General features: G+C 39.3%; 11 protein-coding genes. 4 read left to right on the top strand and 7 right to left on the bottom strand.

Annotated features, from left to right (window positions below; translation table 11 throughout):
* Positions 1-215: 215 nt before the first annotated feature.
* Both E4N80_RS02185 and E4N80_RS02180 read right to left on the bottom strand, forming a co-directional pair.
* A complete protein-coding gene (locus E4N80_RS02185) occupies positions 216-1337 on the bottom strand; it encodes a formylglycine-generating enzyme family protein (RefSeq protein ID WP_253700091.1) in 1122 nt (373 codons plus the stop codon).
* Between the two features lie 346 nt (positions 1338-1683).
* Complete coding sequence (locus E4N80_RS02180) at positions 1684-2562, bottom strand: Rpn family recombination-promoting nuclease/putative transposase (protein WP_253700089.1); 879 nt, start codon at positions 2560-2562, stop codon at positions 1684-1686.
* A 566-nt stretch (positions 2563-3128) separates the two neighbouring features.
* Here E4N80_RS02180 and E4N80_RS02175 point away from each other — a divergent pair.
* A complete protein-coding gene (locus E4N80_RS02175; RefSeq protein WP_253700087.1) occupies positions 3129-4469 on the top strand; it encodes an MATE family efflux transporter in 1341 nt (446 codons plus the stop codon).
* A 114-nt stretch (positions 4470-4583) separates the two neighbouring features.
* Here the strand turns inward: E4N80_RS02175 and E4N80_RS02170 are convergent, their stop codons facing one another.
* Entirely contained in the window at positions 4584-5390 is an 807-nt protein-coding gene (locus E4N80_RS02170) for a class I SAM-dependent methyltransferase (RefSeq protein WP_253700085.1), read from the bottom strand.
* A 29-nt stretch (positions 5391-5419) separates the two neighbouring features.
* The gene (locus tag E4N80_RS02165; protein WP_253700083.1) at positions 5420-7498 is read right to left on the bottom strand and encodes a methyl-accepting chemotaxis protein; all 2079 of its coding nucleotides are present in this window, start codon (positions 7496-7498) and stop codon (positions 5420-5422) included.
* 158 nt (positions 7499-7656) lie between these two features.
* Here E4N80_RS02165 and E4N80_RS02160 point away from each other — a divergent pair, with 158 nt between their 5' ends.
* From E4N80_RS02160 to E4N80_RS02150, 3 genes are all read left to right on the top strand, one after another.
* Positions 7657-9453, top strand: coding sequence for a tetratricopeptide repeat protein (locus E4N80_RS02160; RefSeq protein WP_253700082.1), 1797 nt, complete (start codon positions 7657-7659; stop codon positions 9451-9453).
* Positions 9454-9514: 61 nt separating this feature from the next.
* Positions 9515-9673 (top strand): rubredoxin, encoded by a 159-nt coding sequence (rd, locus tag E4N80_RS02155; protein ID WP_002670545.1) that lies wholly within the window; start codon positions 9515-9517, stop codon positions 9671-9673.
* Between the two features lie 214 nt (positions 9674-9887).
* Positions 9888-10172 (top strand): hypothetical protein, encoded by a 285-nt coding sequence (locus E4N80_RS02150; protein ID WP_253700080.1) that lies wholly within the window; start codon positions 9888-9890, stop codon positions 10170-10172.
* Between the two features lie 98 nt (positions 10173-10270).
* On the opposite strand, the gene E4N80_RS02145 is transcribed toward E4N80_RS02150, so the two are convergent.
* The 3 genes from E4N80_RS02145 to rpsG form a co-directional block, all read right to left on the bottom strand.
* A complete protein-coding gene (locus tag E4N80_RS02145; protein WP_253700078.1) occupies positions 10271-10954 on the bottom strand; it encodes a P-loop NTPase family protein in 684 nt (227 codons plus the stop codon).
* Positions 10955-10966: 12 nt separating this feature from the next.
* Positions 10967-13054, bottom strand: a complete 2088-nt coding sequence (gene fusA, locus E4N80_RS02140; RefSeq protein WP_002677520.1) for an elongation factor G — start codon at positions 13052-13054, stop codon at positions 10967-10969.
* Between the two features lie 332 nt (positions 13055-13386).
* Positions 13387-13857: a 30S ribosomal protein S7 gene (gene rpsG / locus E4N80_RS02135; protein WP_002670537.1), complete on the bottom strand. Its 471-nt coding sequence runs from the start codon at positions 13855-13857 to the stop codon at positions 13387-13389.
* Positions 13858-13863: the final 6 nt, after the last annotated feature.

The raw sequence follows: 13863 nt of genomic DNA, 5'->3' as shown, positions 1-13863 counted from the left end.
GGGATTTGGGTAAAACTAAAGATTCAAATAAAAAATTCTAAATATTAACTATCATCTCTTATTTTGGTGAAAACTGATCATTTTCAACTACAACAAATTAAATAGTTAATACAACACCGCCATGGACGGCGGTGGTTCCAAACTTCCAAGAGTTTTAGACGCAAGTCTAAAACTCTAAGATGAAAAATGTACACGTATGTACATTTTTCATCGACTCAAGGCCGCCAAGCCAGGCGGAAGCCAACAAAGTTGTTCCTGTGGCCAGGACTGGAGTTGCCCCGATCGCCTACAGTGCAGCAGTAGTGCGTGTTGTAGATCCAGCCGCCGCCGCGTCCAACACGGTTAGAGCCTGATGCGGCACCTTGAGGATCGGTAACAATATCGTCTTGCTCATAAGCAGCATCGTTTGATGCAGGGTTATTATCATACCTATCAAAACACCATTCCCAGACATTTCCGTTCATGTCATAAAGGCCGAGTACATTCTCCCGCTTTTTTCCGACCGGATGAGTTTTTCCTCCTGAATTAACACTATACCACGCAACCGCTTCTGTCTCATCCGCATTATTCCAGTCAGCTTTGGCTCCGCTTGCACTGTTTAATTTGGTCAGCCATACTTCCCCGTATTGTGCCGCATTTGTTTTATCACTTCCCTGCCAGCGAGCCGCATATTCCCACTCGGCTTCTGTCGGAAGTCTAAAGCCTTTTTTACTCATATCGGCATAGGCGGCATCGCAAATATATTTTTCCCCATCTTTCGCTGTTGCGTCTTTTAATACCGTAGTATCGGTTTTGCTTTTGCGGTATACGCATTCGGTTTCGGAACCTTTTGTCTTTTCCGTATACGCATTACACCACACTATGCAGTCCCGCCAGCTTATACTCGTTACAGGCTGCTCTTCGTCATTTCCGGTTCCATCACTGCCTTTTACTCCTGCATTGGCAAACTTGTATCCGTTTTCAGCTTTTACCGCCCAGTCGTAAACTTCTTTCCAAAGTTTATATGTTACCTCTGTTTTGCCGAGCTTGTAGGGGCTTAATTTTACCTTCCGGTCTTTAATAAATACGCCTTTCCAATAATCTTGATTTCCGGGTAAGGGGTAGTCAGGGTCAACGCCTACAATGCCGTTTGCAGGCGGGGTTATTGTTACAAAGCCGTCGCCTGTGTCTTCAAAAGAGCCTACATCGGGCGGCGCAGGCGGTGTGCCACTGCCCGAACCGCTTCCGCCTGCATTGTTCGGACAGGCTGTAAAGACCAGTGCTAATATTGCGGCTATGATGAGCGTCGCGGCTCCCTTAACTGTGAAGGCTTTTGCCTTCTTGTTATTTGTTTTCATAAACAACCTCCTCTATATCTTAATTTAACCGCGGAGCCCGCTAAGAACGCAAAGAGGTTTAAGGGAGTCTTTGTAAGGGCATCCTTAATAATCCTCTGCAAAGTTGAGCGAAGCTCAACGCTTTGCGGGCGTTGCGGTTTTATTAAACGGTGTAATGTAAAAAAGCGCACGAAGGACGGGATTCGCTCTTGTGCGCGTGGTGTACTGTGAGAATGATTGCAACTCGTATCGGTGTGTTTGTCTATCATTACGCTACAGTGTAACATGTTTCCACACAAATATCAACCTTTTTGGGATTTTTTTTAAATATATGGGTATCTACTGCGTCGCACGGATAGCGGTGGTCTCAAAAGCTTTCAATTTCCTCTTTGGCAAGGCCTGTAGCTTCTGCTATATTCTCAATTGACAGTCCTAAACGGAATAAATTCCTTGCTGTTTCGATGGCTTTTTGGTACGCCCCATCAGAAAAACCTTGTTGTATTCCTTGCTGTATGCCAATCCTTAGGCTTTCTTCTCTCTGTACTGCAATATCCGTATCATAATCGTATTCGGCTACTAACATGTTTATTACCTCCCGTGATTTTCTCATTAAATATTCTTTTAAGATTCCTTTTTCTATACATATCTTTACCGCATTGGTAAAGCCGTTTTCTGGGTCGAGTTGTGTTTGATTTCTTACCTCTTCAACAAAGAGGCTGTATTCTTCAAGCGGTTTGCACGCTGTTAGGATTTTGTTTGCCTTATCAGTGTTAATGTTTAAGACTTGCACTGTCAATTCCAGCGGAATTGATTCTGGTTTTGTGATAAATGCATCGGATAGCTTTAATGTTGTAGTTTCAGGATAATCTTCCTTGCCGTTATAGAAAACGTAGAATTCAGGTGTGGGTATTTTTAACAGCTTTCTTAAATATCTGTCTGTAGGAGCTTGCAGTTTTTCGTAGAGCCGAGCTATGTATTCTAAAAAACGCAAAGGCATGTTTTCATTTATAGTGGATTGATGTTCAGCCAATACGATAATTTTACCATCTACAAGACAGGAGACGTCATTGATTATGTTCATGTACATGACATTTTCAAGCCTTATATTTTCTACCGGAGACGAAAGCGGAAGGTTCGTTCCGTGCAAGGCGTTGTAAAGAGACAAGAAATTTTCTTTTGCTTTTTCGTCCTCACTGAACAAATCGACAAACACCGAGTCCTTATATTTTCTATTTGAAGTACTCATAGCCATCCCCTCATTGATTGTATTATACCACAACTTCCTCAATTTTGTAAGAGCTGTTTTTTTATTTAACCGCACGCCAAGCGCTGAGCTGCGGCACAAGTTCGCAAAGGTTTTTAAGGGTATCTTTGTATGAGATTCCTCTATAATCCTTTGCGTTCTCTGCGCCCGTTGCGGTTTTATTAACAGGTCTAATATAAAAAAAGGCCAAAGACAGAACATCAGTATTTTACTGACGGGCTGTCTTTGGGCATGATTTGAGTAATTGGTCTTTACTGCGAGGCTGCGAATTTTGCCCGATACGCTGCTTTATGTCAAGAGCTTTTGCTAAACTTTTTGCATTTTTTTTGTGAGAATGATTGTAACTGCTGTTGGAGCGTTTGTCTATTATTACTGTGCAGTATAGCATGTTTCCACACAAATATCAACCTTATCGTAATATCAATTTTATCAAATTTATAATATCCTAAAATTAAAAAAAAACGGTTTTCTTTCGTTGACAAGCTCTAATTTTATCTCTATTATATAATCCAAGATTTAGCAGGGAACCTCAAAACGGAAAAAAGGCTATGTACAAAAAAAACTTGGATCTTACCGAAGGCGTAATTTGGAAAACTTTGATAATATTTACTCTTCCCATTTTGGCAGGAAACTTTTTTCAGCATTTATATACGGCAGCCGATGCCGTCATTGTGGGGAAGTTTACAGGCAAGGAAGGTCTTGCAGCCATTGATTCCGTTTTAAGTTTATTAAAACTGCCGATAAATCTTTTCAGCGGACTTTCGGCGGGAGCAACGATTATTATCTCTCAATTATTCGGTGCAAAAAAAATCAAGGAACTCTTTTCTGCAATCCACACTTCAATAGGCTTAACTCTTATTGCGGGCATAAGTCTTTCGATAATCGGAGTTCTTATTTCTCCCCTGCTTCTTTTTATGATGGGCGTTCCTCAAGATATTTTTGATATGACATTGAGCTATGTCAGAATTTATTTTGCGGGAATGGGAGTCTCTCTTTTTTATAATATAGGTTCGGGAATTTTGCGTGCAATGGGAAATTCCAAAACGCCCTTCTATGCCCTGATAGTTTCTTCAATATTAAACGTAATCTTAGACCTAATCTTTATAGGAATCTTTAAGCGGGGAATCGGGGGAGCAGCCCTTGCGACTGTGCTTTCACAGCTTATAAGTGCGGTAATAATTCTTTTTGCTCTCACCAAAAAAACGGGATACTGTCCCCTGCTTCTTAGCAAGATAAAAATTGACAGGTTTTCTTCTGCCAAGATTGCAAGGCTCGGACTTCCTATCGGCATACAGTCAGCCTTCTTCCCCATAGCCAATATGATAATTCAAGCGACGGTAAACGGTACGGGAACGGCCAACATTGCGGCTTGGGCTCTTTGCGGCAAGCTGGATTTTTTAATTTGGATTTTGCTTGAAGCCATGACCTCATCGATTGCAACCTTTGTTGCTCAAAATTACGGTGCAAGAAAATATGAGCGCATTACCGGAGTTGTGCGGATAGGACTTATTATGTCCGGCATCATAATAGGAAGTGTTTGTGTAATGCTTTATTTTTGGAATGTACCCTTAGGGAAACTTTTTATCAACTCAAAGGATTACGAGGTTCTTATAATAAGCGAAAAACTTATGCATATCCTTGCTCCCTTTTATACGGTCTTCATATTTACCGAAGTTTTTTCGGCAGTCATCCACGCAACCGGAGAAACTTTTAAGCCCATGTTAATAATCCTCCTCGGAGTTTGTGCCTCCCGCATTGCGTGGATATTTTTATTTGTTCCGATAAACCCTGTAATCGAAATGATTGTTCTGGCCTTCCCTATCTCGTGGACTTTGACAAGCATTATATTTATAATTTATTATCCAATGTATAGAAAAAAATTATACTGAAAAGGAAAGGTTTCTACATTTGCTTGATAGAAAATACTGCTTTGACATAATCCATTCGGCTATTTTGGGTAACGAGCTTCAATGCAAGTCTATATGCAAAATGTGTTGCAGAAACTATTTTTCCCACATTAGTTCTGCAAATTTTGTTTTATCGTAATAGATATATTTTAAATCCTTATATTCATAATTTTTTTCAATATAATCCAAAAGTTCTTTGTCATATTTATCCGTATCAACCGAGTATATTTTTTTTAAGGCTTTAAGAGCTTCATCTTTTGAATTATATATCCGATCAAACGAAGAATTTCTAAGAATTCTAATTTCCGGAATAATATTCATACTGTATAGTATATTAAATACAATATCTATTTTAGGCAGGCGGGCAGAGTTAGGTACTCCTGTAATTTTTGAAACAACTTTTCCCTGTTTTTCCCAAGTACTTTCACCTGCAAACCAATGAATGTACACTCTTTTTTTGGCAGTCTTCTTCATCTTTTTTAAAAACAAAACTATATCATCGGTTATGAGAGAAAGAGAAGAGACAACAACATCATATTTTTTTTCGATCTTATAATCTTCCCAAAAACTTTGAACTATATCCACATTTTTAATATTCCGCTTTTTGGCTTCGTCTTTAAATAGTTCGATCATTCCCAAAGCCGGTTCTATCGCAGTTAAATGTTTTGCTCTTGCCGCAAGGCCAAAGCTAAGAATGCCGGGGCCTGAACCAATTTCCAGAACGGTCTCATCAGGCGTAATTTTTATTCCCTGAGATCTCCGTTTTCCGTCTTCCCAAATATGAGCAGAAGCTGCATAAGATGCAGCCTCCTTTTTACTCATATTCTTTGTTTTTTCCTTATCTTGTGCAGAAAGGGCAAAACAATGGGACTCTTGCCAAATCTTGTTATAATCTATTTCCATTTATAATCTCCTTAAGGCAGCCTCTAAACTCACACCTTAAACTTTGAAATTTCCGAAGCAACCCCGGAAGCCGTTTCTTTATTCACTCTTGCAATATCGGCTACATCTTGAACGGTTTTGTTCACCTGCCCTACACCAATCGACATCTCGGTCATACTTTGAGTTATATTTTCTGAAAGAGAAGAAAGAGTTTTAAGCTCCTGTGAAATTTTTTCTATTTTTAAAAGCATTTCATCGGAACCTTTTTTAACAGCTTGGCTTACCTCTTCCATTCCGTGTATTTCGTGTAAGACCGCCTCTGCATCTTTAAGCTGCTCATTCATAGTTCTTATCATTCCGTCTTCATGGCGGTAAATAAAATCCATCATAGAGCTTATCTTTTCAAACTGCTCGGAAACACGGGGACCGACACCGTTTAGATTTTCGATCTTGCTTTTTAATTCTTCCAAAACCTTTGTAATATTTTTACCCTGCTCTCCGGATTCTTCGGCAAGTTTTCTAATCTCATCGGCAACAACGGCAAAACCCTTTCCGGCTTCTCCGGCATGAGCAGCTTCAATCGCAGCATTCATTGCAAGAAGGTTTGTCTGACTTGCCGTATTTTGGATAACGGAAATTGCATCTAAAAGTCCATCAGATTGCTCGGTTACGATTCCGGTAATATCTACGACTAACTTTACCGTTTCTTTTCCTTGGTGGGTTGTCTGTTCAAGTTCTTTAATGGCTTTTAAATTATCTTGTGCCTTTCCTCTTACACCCTCAATATTTGAAACTATTTCTCCTACAGCCTTTGTAGAAGACATAAAACTTTCAGTTTGATTATCGATATGAACATCAAGCTCTGAAATACCTCTGGATATTTCATCCACTTTGCTGACCGTACTTTCTACACTGGAATTTTGAGTGAGAACCTGTCCTCTAACTCCATCAATATTTGCCGTAATCTCATTTAAGGCGGCAGCGGATTCTACCATATTGGCAGATAAATTTTCACATATCCCCTGCATCTTATCCGCATGCTTCCCAATACTTGCCAAGGAAGCACTGACTTTCTCTATTGCGTTATTTAAAACCGAGGTTATACTTCCAACTTCATCATTTGAAACATCAGCCCTTATGCTAAAATCTCCTTCGGCTATTTTATTAAATACCTTATTCATTTTAGCAAAACGGGCAAAAGAGAGTCTTAATAAAAAGGAGCTAAGCAATAACACAATAAGCAAAATACCAAATGACCAAATAATAGGTAGGCGTAAAATTAAAAGTATGGATGGCACAAAATCACCCATAGGAGCAAAAAACATAATTGAATAGGGGAAATTTTTTAATTGTTTTTTTGCAATAATGACCTTACCTAAATCTTTATCCGTGTAATAATAAAGCTCTGAAATACCTTTAACCGGAATCAGGCTGCCGGTAATAAGTTCTAATTTTTTTCCTATTACCTCGGAGTTAGAGGATATTATAACCTCATCATCCTTTCCAATAAAAGCCAGCCACGAATTATCACTGGGTATGGATTTTTTCATTTTTTCTACAGCCTTATCCAAATTAACGGCCACACCTGCAAGTCCTAAGGTTTCACCTCTATTATTAACAACTTTATAATCAAACCAAAAATTTACAGCTGCTAAGGTCTTATTATAATCAATATTATAAAATATATTTTCTTTTTCTTTTAAAAGGGTATAAAACCATGAATCGGCCGAATTATCTTCAGATAATTTATCCCGTACAACCTTTTTATCTTTAACTACATAATAAGAACCTGTCAATCCGGATGCGGCAAAACAGGTAGTGAACTTCTCATCGCTTGCCAACCTTAACATCATGGCTTTTATATCTTCCTCGTCTTTTCCTTCCTCTTCATAAGATCCAAACCATCTTATCAAATTGTCCTGCCTTGCAAAATTTTGTGAAAGAAGTAAACCGCTTTCAAGATCTCTTTGCAGCTCCGAAAAAGAAGAGTCCAAAATATAATGAATATTTTTATAAAAAACATCCTCTATAAATGATCTTGTATAATAAATGGTTGAAGTTAAAGCTCCAAATACAACAATAATCAAAGTAAGCGCCAAAAATAAATTTACCGATGTCCTAATTTTCATTATAGCCCCAAACTAAATATTTATTTCTCATTTTAATATATTTTGTCAAAATTATCTAGTAATAAAAGAAAAAAGTTGAAATCAACACGAATGAAAATTCTTAATTAAGATTTCAAAAAGATATTGGCAACATTATTAAAATATATTATAATATAGAAGTGAGCTTTTACGTAAAAAAAATTGCAGATAAATATCGTTCTCTCCTAGTTTTTGCAGTCATAATGTGCTGTCTGCCTTTTTTTTCTTGTGTAAGCACAAAAAAAGCAGTTGTGGAAGATAAGCCCATAGGTTCTATAGAGCAAAATGGAGCAGGCTTAAAGCCTATAGGGGAAGGCACCATTCTTTCTCTCCCCGGAAAAAATGAACTTGCCGAAAAAAAGCTCGATTCAACCCTTGCAGCCCTCATAGAAAAAGGTTCCCCTGCAAGCCTAAAAGAAGCGGTTCTTTTTATCCAAAATGACAGCAAGGGTCTCACAAGCGAGAACAAACTTTATCTAAAAATAATTGCAGATATAATGTATCTTGTATATCCATTAGAAACAAATGGTGTTAAACCGCCAGCCTATGTCGAAGATGAACCTTATTTGCAGGCTCTAAAAGAGGTAAAATCCGGATTATATCCTGTTTCAACAAAAAAAGACGGTCTTTTAAGCCTTATAATTCCTACATTGGTTTTAGCCAATGATAATTTTTCCGACACAACGCTTGCACAATATTCCGAGGATATAGAGTCAAGACTTATGGAAGCTCAAAAGCTAAGACCTCAGTCCGTCCTAGCCTATTATCTTTTAGGTCTTTATAAGGAAAAAACCAATAAATTGACTGAAGCTGTTACCCTATACCAAAAAGCTTGGCAGCTTGATTCCTCTTGTTATCCTGCCGGTTTTAAATACGGGCACTTTGCTGCCGAATCAGGTAACGGAACTGAAGCCTTAAAAATAGCCGATACACTAAACAACATCTACAATAACAATACTGAAGTTAAACTCTTATATGCTCAAGCTCATATAGCAAAAAACGATTTAAACAAGGCTTCGGAGAACATTGTATCGGTTTTAAAAAAGGAGCCTGAAAACATCTCCGCACTCCTTTTACGGATAAGAATATTGATAGAACAAAAAGAGTACCTAAAAGCAAACTCTCTTTTGGATGCTTATTCAACCAAAAACAAAACTGCAAAAAACTATCTTCTATATAGAGCCCGGCTAACAAAAGAATGGAATAAAAATCTGATTCGAGCATCCGAATTTTTAACCGAAGCTTATAAATACTACCCTGAAGATTTTAATGTTCTTTTAGCATGTGCGGAAATTTGCTTTGAAGCTTCAACCAAGATAGACAATAAACCGGCCGACTTTTTCATCCGCAAAGTCTTGGAAGGTTACCCGAAAAATACGTCAGCCTTGGCCCTATTGGTAAAAAACGATATTAATAATGGAAAATGGGCACAAGCAGTAGAATCGGCTGAAGACTTAGCCGCGAAATACCCCAGCGAGGCAAACAAAGAACTTCTATTAACCTCATACCTTGGTGCAGGTCAAACATCAAAGGCACTCAGCCTTGCAAAGCAGCTTTATGCAAATACAAAAAATCCTTCAAATTCCTTTATAAACCTCTATATGGAAGCTTTATATGCAGGAAAGGATTATCAAACCGTAAAGCAGGTAATAAATCAAAAAATGAAGGGAGCCGATTCGCAGCTTAAATCGATTTTGTATTACTATAATGCAAAACTGGAACAGGGCAATTCAAGTGAATATTTAAATTTTCTACAATCAAGCCTCTTGTCAAACCCGCGAAACAAAGACTCTCTTTTTGCTATGTATGAATGGTATTTAAAAACTAAAGATTACAAAAAAGCAAAATATTATCTCGGCCAAGTATTGGCCCTAAATCCTTCAAATAAAAATCTCGTTAATTTATCGGAAAACCTGGATAAATTACTTGCCGATTAACAAAAAAAAGTGTATTATATGAAACATAGAGTGTTTTATCACATCATTTAAGGAGTATGAAATGGATAAATATGTATGCGATTTGTGCGGATATGTGTATGATCCGGCCTTAGGCGATCCCGACGGTGGAATTGCTCCCGGAACAGCATTTGAAGATATACCTGATGATTGGGTATGCCCCCTTTGCGGAGTAGGAAAAGAAAGCTTTACAAAGGTGTGATGCTTTAAGGTATCAAAAACGGAGCCGGCTTATAAAACATAGCCGGCTTTATTCGTGCGGAGGGTTTAATACCCCGACGCTTGCGTCGTAACGAAGGGTATTAAAGCCGACTGCAACCACCTTATGAGAACATACAGTGCGAAACATTGAGTACTGTACCCCGACCTCGCGTCGGGGTTGTTGATTTATAAAAAAGTTAAATTGGAGAGAAGTTATGGAAATCAAAGATTTTATAAACACAATAGGTTATGACGGAAATTCAGCTATAGTAGATAAGGCAAGACTATCAAAAAATTCAAATAAAAATCTTGACCAACTTTTAGAAGCCGGAGCTTTTAGGGCTGCCGCAGCCTATGCCGTTTATACCGAATCCGAAGAAGACCTTCAAAAGGTAGCTGATGAATATAATAAACTTTCCCGCTCAAATTACAAAAAAGAACAAATCAAGAGACTTTTCGGAGTCTCTAAGGTTGAAGTAAAAAAGAAATTAGTCTGGTAAACACCTGCTTTTTCCCGGTTAATCTTCACAATCAACATACAATAAAAAAGCCGTGCAGGGTACCAACCTTACACGGCTTTTTTTAATAGTCTTACGGATTATTTTTCGCTCAAAAGCATGGTTTTAGCATCAAAAGAAGAACCGGTATCGGAAGCTCCGTTTCCATGTTCTTTTAAAGCCTTAATCCTTACAAAATCTCCGTCATTTTCAAGATAGAGAAGTACATCAATCTCATCAACATACTTCTTCAAGCTCTCATCGATTTCAAAAGAAGCAACATCTGCGGCAGCCGTATACCAAACGGCAACACCCATTTCTTTGGCAAAAGTCTTCATTTCCTTCATTGCTTCGGGGAGAGCCTTTGCAAAATTAAAATCGTCAATCATAACTACAGACGGCTTTGAACCTCCTTCAAATAAAGCCCTGATTGTCTTTAAAATCTGAGTAGTTCTAACCGTATCTTGGTTAAAGTTTAAAACAATCCTCTTTGAAAAGGCCTGAGCCTTTACTTCCGGAGCATTGCCCAGGTTCTTTTTCTTTGAAAGTTCATTAAACATATCATTATACCAAGTTATGGCATAGTCTACATGCTGACTGAACGATATATGAACAACAGGCTTGTCCTGTAAAAGTTTATCCAAACCGAACTGAACCAAAATAGATGTTTTTCCTACACCTTTTTTTGATGTAACAACACCTACCTCACCTGCTGCCAAGCCGCCGCCGAGAGCTTTTTCAAGTTTTCTCATCGGGCTTTTTTCAATCAAATCTTCTTTAAGCATTACAGAGCCTCCTTATTTTTTTTCTGCAAGCCTTTTAGCTTCGTATTCTTTTATCAGTTCTTCCGAAATACTTGCCGGAGCCTTGCCGTACTTGGCAAATTCCATAGAGTATTCAGCCTTTCCCTGTGTTGAAGAACGCAGAATGGTAGAAAATCCGAACATTTCGCTTAACGGAACTTCGGCATCTACACGGGTAAAGTTATCGTCTTCAGTTGATGAAATAATAATTCCGCGTCTTTGATTAATAAGACCGAAGATATTACCTTGGAATTCCTGAGGTCCTTCAATAGAAACCTTCATAATGGGCTCAAGAATTGCAGGTTTTGCAGCCTTGTAAGCCTCACGGAAGGCACCGATTGCAGCAGCTTGGAAGGCCATATCCGAGGAGTCTACCGGGTGGGACTGTCCGTCATTTATAGTAACCTTAGTTCCGACAATCGGGAATCCGATGAGGGTACCCCTCTTGATAGCTTCTTTAAAGCCCTTATCGCAAGAAGGTATAAATTCCGAAGGAATTGCTCCTCCCTTTATCTGATTGTCAAACTCATAATCCTGTTCGGTAATGGGTTCAATAAAGCCTGCAACACGGCCGAACTGACCGGAACCGCCTGTCTGCTTTTTGTGAGTATAGTTAAAGTCTGCCCTCTGGGTAATAGCTTCTCTGTAAGCAACCTGAGGCATACCTGTTTCAACATCACACTTATATTCTCTCTTCATTCGCTCGATATAAACTTCCAAGTGAAGCTCGCCCATACCCTGAATAATGGTCTGATTCGATTCCTTGTCTACATAGCTTCTGAAAGTCGGGTCTTCTTTTGTAAAGCGGTTAAGAGCCTTGGACATTTGATCGGCAGCCTGCTTATCTTTCGGTGTAAGAGAAAGAGAGATAACGGGATCCGGAACATACATGGAGCTCATTGCATAGTTTAAGTTTCCTCCGCAGAATGTATCTCCCGAAGCACAGTCAATACCGAAAAGAGCTACGATGTCACCGGGACCGCCTTCGTTAATATCTTCCATACTTGCAGAGTTCATTCGAACCAAACGGCCTACCTTAAACTTCTTTTTGGCGCGGGTATTAAAAAGCTCCTCACCTTTCTTTAAAGTTCCCTGATAAACTCGGACGTAGGTAAGCTGTCCGTATTTTCCGTCTTCAAGCTTAAAGCCTAATGCAACGACGGGAGCGTTTTCATCCGTACCGAGAACGACGGGCTTTTCATTTTCATCGATATCTAAAGCCGTATTTTCGATTTCCGTCGGATCGGGAAGATAATAACCTACGGCATCCAAAAGAGGCTGGATACCCTTATTTTTATAAGCTGAACCGAGGAAGACGGGAACAAACTGCTCTGCAAGGGTTCCCTTTCTGACTGCAGCTCTTATCATTTCTTCGGTTTCGGCACCTTCCAAAAAGGCTTCTGCCAGTTCATCGGAGAACATGGTAGCGGCATCAATCATTTCTTCCCTGTATTTTTGGGCATCGGCTAAAAGATGCTGGGGGATTTCGGCCATGCGGATTTGGGTACCGTTTTCGCCTTCAAAATACATAGCCTTCATGGTAACAAGGTCTACAACGCCTTCAAGCTTGTCTTCCAAACCTATGGGAATCTGCATCATATAAGCATTGAGTCCTAATTTTTCCCTAAGCTGCATTCTAACTTTAAACGGGTTAGCTCCCGTTCTGTCGCACTTATTTACAAACGCAATTCGGGGAACATGGTAGCGTTTTAACTGTCTGTCAACAGTGATAGACTGGGACTGAACACCTCCGACAGAACAAAGAACCAAGATAGCTCCGTCCAAAACGCGCAAAGAGCGTTCAACTTCGATTGTGAAGTCTACGTGCCCGGGAGTGTCAATTACGTTAACCGTATAATCCTTCCATTTAACTTGAGTTGAAGCTGACTGAATCGTGATACCTCGTTCCTTTTCAAGCTCCATATTATCCATCGTAGCACCCACACCGTCTTTTCCGCGGACCTCGTGTAAAGCATGAATTCTATCACAATAAAAAAGAATTCGTTCCGAAAGAGTTGTTTTACCGGAGTCAATGTGTGCACTAATACCGATATTTCTCATCTTAGAAATATCATTACCCATAATCAATACCTCATCTTTATAGATTTTTAGGAGGAAACAGGCAGTTTCTCCTAAATGATTTTATAAAACCGAAAAGTCATAATACTTTTCAAGATACAAGACGTTACAGTATAATAAAAAAAAGAATAATATACAAGGGGGTCGATGAAAAATATACATCCGTGTATATTTTTCATCTTAGAGTTTTGCTTACGCAAAACTCTCGAAGTTTGGAACCATGGACATCCGTGTCCATTTATGAATGTACATCCTTGTACATTTTTCATCCGCCGTCCATGGCGGATAAAATATTTACAAAAAAAGGGAGTCCGTATTCCGAACTCCCCTTTGAACTACCACCTGAAGTGTGCAAAAGCTTTGTTTGCTTCGGCCATTCTGTGAACTTCTTCCTTCTTTTTGAAGGCTGTTCCGGTGTTGTTGTATGCATCGATCAGCTCTGAAGCCAATCTTTCGGACATCTCGTGACCGCTTCTTTTTCGAGCAGCGCCGATAATCCAGCGCATGGCCAAGGCTTCTCGCCTTCCCTCCGGAATGTCCATAGGAACCTGATAAGTGGCACCTCCGACTCGGCGGGACTTTACTTCAACAACGGGTTTTACGTTGTCCAAGGCCTTTGAAAAAACGGCCAATGGTTCTTCGCCGGTTTTTTCCTTGATTTTATCAAAAGAATCGTACATGATCTTTGTAGTAATGCTCTTTTTACCTGAAAGCATCATTCTTCCGATAAAGCGGGTAACTACCACACTATTGTACTTGCTATCGGGAGCAACAGGGCGTCTTGCAGTAATTTTTCCTCTACCCATTTTTTA

Origin of the sequence: Treponema denticola, from assembly GCF_024181605.1 — a bacterium.
Classification (GTDB): Bacteria; Spirochaetota; Spirochaetia; order Treponematales; family Treponemataceae; genus Treponema_B; species Treponema_B denticola_B.
This window is presented reverse-complemented; position numbering and strand designations above follow the sequence as displayed.